Origin of the sequence: Galbibacter kalidii (assembly GCF_026241135.1) — a bacterium.
GTDB lineage: Bacteria > Bacteroidota > Bacteroidia > Flavobacteriales > Flavobacteriaceae > Galbibacter.
The window spans coordinates 1-4,192 of the sequence record NZ_JAPFGA010000046.1 but is presented as its reverse complement, the minus strand read 5'-3'; the positions used below and the strand labels follow the sequence as shown (position 1 = coordinate 4,192).

The 4,192-nt window shown below is 52.4% G+C and carries 2 protein-coding genes; both read right to left on the bottom strand.

Going from position 1 to position 4,192, the window contains the following annotated elements:
• Positions 1-2,638, bottom strand: a 2,638-nt coding sequence (locus OOZ15_RS19675) for a SprB repeat-containing protein (RefSeq protein ID WP_265958148.1), incomplete at its 3' end; no start/stop codon positions are given.
• Positions 2,625-4,192, bottom strand: a 1,568-nt coding sequence (locus tag OOZ15_RS19670; protein ID WP_265958147.1) for a hypothetical protein, incomplete at its 5' end; no start/stop codon positions are given. The genes OOZ15_RS19675 and OOZ15_RS19670, both read right to left, overlap by 14 nt.

Genomic DNA, 4,192 nt, shown 5'->3' with positions numbered 1-4,192 from the left:
TCCAGGTATAGTAATACGGTAGTCCGTTGTTATCCCCGGGGGCCAGGATCACCCCTCCACCGGCTACGGCTTCGAGTACTCCGTCCGAGACCGGATCGTTATAGGTGTTGCTGCTGTTACAGGAGACCGGGTCCTGTTCAGTTACGGTCAGGGTCAACGGTTCGGGGTCTTCAAGGGTGTATCCGCTTTCCACAACGGTACAGCCTGTGTTGTCCGTGGCCAAAGGGTAGTTTTTGTCTTCCACCGTCAGGTAATAATTACCGGCCCCAACATCGCTGAGGGTAAGTTCATAGCTCCCGGCGACCGTTTGGGCGGTGACCTGTCCTGCCAGGTCATTGCCCTGGGCATCTTTCCATAGGTAGCCATAACTGCCATCGTTCCTCGGGGTTCCCCCGCTTACCGTTGCTTCGACCCATCCGTCGGTGGCCCCGGCATAGGTGGGCTGGAATGCCCGGTACGTAATCTGTAAAGGGGCCTGCGGTTCTGTAACGGTTACCGAGGCTTCCGCCCGGCAGCCTTTTTCATCGGTCACCTGGACCGTATAAGTGCCTGCGGTCAGATTGTTTATTGTAGTGGTGGTCTCCCCGGTGTTCCAGAAAATATCATAAGTCCCCGTTCCCCCGGTAATGGTGGCCGTTACCGATCCGTCACTGCCGCCCGGGCAAAAGACATCCTCTTTGGAAAGCGTAACGCTCAAAAGGGGCGGTTCGTTTAAGGGGTGTTCCACATCGGTGGCCACTACCAAAGCATTGTCCTGGTAGGTCCCTATGATGATCCCGTTGGCATCTCCGATGTTCACGGCATAGTCCCCTGCTGGGAGCCCTGTCGCCACCGGGCCGGTAACACCGGCCACCACTTGATAGTTGCCAGAAGCATCTTTTTGTTTCCAGGTATACTTATATAGGTCCCCGCCGGGCAGTGGTGGATCAAAAGGGACCCCACCGGAGGCTACCGCACGCAGTTCCCCATCCGAAGACGGATCACTAAAGCTATTAGCACTGTTACACGAAATTGAGTTCGTTTCTTGAACGGTCAAGGTCAAGGCCGGGGGTTCTTCCACCGTATAGGTCCCTGCCACGGTACAGCCCCCGGTCTGGCCGGCGCTGTTGAAATTCGCATCGGTGACGGTCAGGGTATAACCCCCCGCGCCTATATTGTTTAAGGTGGTCCGGTAGGCGGAGGCCGTGGCCTGGTTGGACACGCTGGTCAGTACGGTTCCCGAACTGTCCGTCCATTCCAAGGTATAGCTGCCGTCCCCAAAAGGGGTGCCGCCACTGATGTCCACGGCGATCTCCCCATTGGTAAACCCATTGGCGGTCGCATCCTGTAGGCTTGCAAGGTTTATGGCCAGCGCCTGATCGGGCTCCTCGATAGCAATGGTAATGTTTTTTTTGGTCCCGTCCCCCAGTTGTTCCTCACAGGCATTGGCATCTTGGACATAGAGGGTATAGCTCCCTGCCGGCAGGCCGGAAAGGGTATGGGCATTGGCCCCGGAAAAGGCCGTCCACCCCTGGTGCGGGTTTCCGTCTTTTTCCACCATAAACCGATAGCTCCCCACACCACCGGTGGCCGTAAGTTCTATAGCTCCGTCACTGCCCCCAAAACAGTACACGTCGTTGGTTTTGGTAGCCGAAAAACCGACCTGGCCAGGGCTGCCGATGGTAAAGGGGTCGGAGTCTTCCAGGGAAGAGGGGGTTCCGTTATTGTCCGTTTGGTATTTGATATAATAGGTTCCTGCACCAAGCTGGTCCGGCCATGTGTATGCATTTCCCGCATCCAAAGTCGTTGTGCTATATTGATTTAAAGTGACCTCATTGCCAAACTGATCGAGCTCGTACAAGGTCATGATCAGGCGTTCCCCGGGGTTTAAATCCCGGTCAAAAACAGCTGTAAACCCGCCATCCTCACTATAGGAACAGCTCGTATCCGTTGGGATGAAGGATTGCACGCCTGGGGAGCAATTTATAACCGTATAGGTAACAATGTTGGTATAATATTCAGCTCCTGTATCAGGGTTTTTATATCCGGTCCTGAATTTAACGCTTGGTTCTGTGGTATCCCCGAGAAGGTCACTTAAAACAAAAGTGGGTTCGGGCGTATTATATTCGGCTGGGAAATCTTCCCAATTTACACCATCGTAACTATACTGCCAGTCGTATCCATGGCCAAGGGTTATTTCTTCACCCAAACAAATCGTTGAATTGGCGGCATCCGGAACATCCGCATGCAAGGGATAGACCCTAAACGAAAAATTACAACCGGAAAAATACCGTACCCCAGTGTCATTAAAATCTTCAGCAGTTATTGTAAAAGACTCTGAATAATCACAATCAGGATAGCCCGCTAAGGCAATAGCCTTAGAGGATACTGTCACGGTTGCATCAGCAAACCCATTATTTAAAGAAAAAAAATCAAAGTACACATCACCTATGGTAGAAGTCGTTGCAAAGTAACTAACATTGCCTCCTCCTCCATTGGAATCATCAATCTCTATCCACCCATCATTGGCGTGATAGGCCCCGGTTATTTCTGTCCTGACCAAATATCCGTACTCCTGACCATACATCCCGAACAGGTTCCACATCATACATATTCCTACCAGAATTCCTTTTTTCATCATCATCTTAATATTTAACATCGATCTTAATTATTTCACTCATCCGCCCGTCCCTAAAGACCGCCCGGACCATGTACATATATTCATTGTTGGGTTTTACGTTTTCGTCCACCACACGGCGGGTATCCACAGGAACATTTTTCCACAGGCTAACAGCTTTACCTTTAATTCCTTTATAGACCATCAGCTCGGCAGTCCCGGGCCGCCCGTAGGGCTTCCAATAGAGCTCGATGTACCCGTTCTTCTTGTCCACATAGCTGCCGGCCCCTTCCACGGCCGGGGGCAATGTGGTTTTGGGCACCACAACGGTCAGGGGAGGTGCAGGGTCGGATTCCAGCCCGCCTTGGTCTATCGCTACCATTGTATAATGGTAGCCTTTGCCTTCTTCGGTGCCGGTATCCGCATAAGCGGTGGTTAAAGTGTCCCCATTGGCTTCAAAGGTTTTAAGGAGCTTCCATCCGGTGCTGTCCTGCGCCCTCCGGTAGAGCTCATGCCTGGTTACGTCCATACTGGAGCTATTGGCCCAATTAAGGAGCATCGCACCGTCCTTTATTTCATATTTTTTAAACACGGGAGCGGTCGGCGGAATCTTATCGGGTTTGGCCACTTCCAGGATTTCAGATGCGCCGGACATGTTGTACCTTTGGTCCACGGCAATTACCTGGTAATATACTTTGGTGTTCAAATTCTTTACCCCCACACTGTCGTAATAGGTAGTGCCCTGGTGGGGCGATACGGTCACCTGTGAAAACTCTTCTGATCTGTTATTTCCCCTAAAAACCCGATAACCGAGCATATCCTTTTCTTGATTGGGCTGCCAATTAAGGGTTACAATCCCCAAGCTGTCGATCGTCCCTTTGATCCCTGTTGGTGTCACTGGAGGGACGGAGTCCACCGGTTGGACCAGTGCCGGGAACGAAGCCCGGTTGCTCCCATGTTTGCCAATAGCCGTAACGGTAAAATAATTGGTGGGCCGTAAGCTGTCGTACCGTATTTCCCGGGCCGTGGGCGGGATATCTTTTACTACGGTGGTATACTCCCCATCGGCCCCGTCACTTCGGCCCAGCTCAAATCCTGTGATATGGCCGTTCCCTTCCTTTAAAAACTCCCAATGGATAATGACCGAACGGTCGTCCAAAAATTCCCGGGCGGTTATCTTGGGCACATAGGCCAGGACCTCTTTGCCACTACCGGAGACCACCTCCGAAGGCGGACTGAGTTCCCCAAAGGGGGTACGCCCCCTGACGCGGTAGTAATAGGTTTTGTTATTGGCAATGGAATCGATATAGAACATGCGTTTGGCATCGGCTTCCCCATTGTTCATGCCTGTAAAGGGGAGTTTGTTCAGCCTTTCAAAAGTGTTACCGTCCCCGGAGCGTTCTATAAAATAACTGTTGTACCGCTCCTTGTGGACGGCATAGTTCCAGCTGAGCATGGCCTTGCCGTCCATGAACACCCCGGCCAGGTCCAAGGGCACGGGCAAGGGCCCGTAATCGGAAAGCCCGGTGAACACCCCGCCTTCTTCAACCCTCAGGATGTCCCCGGGGACCAGTGGGGTGACCTTATAGAGGTATT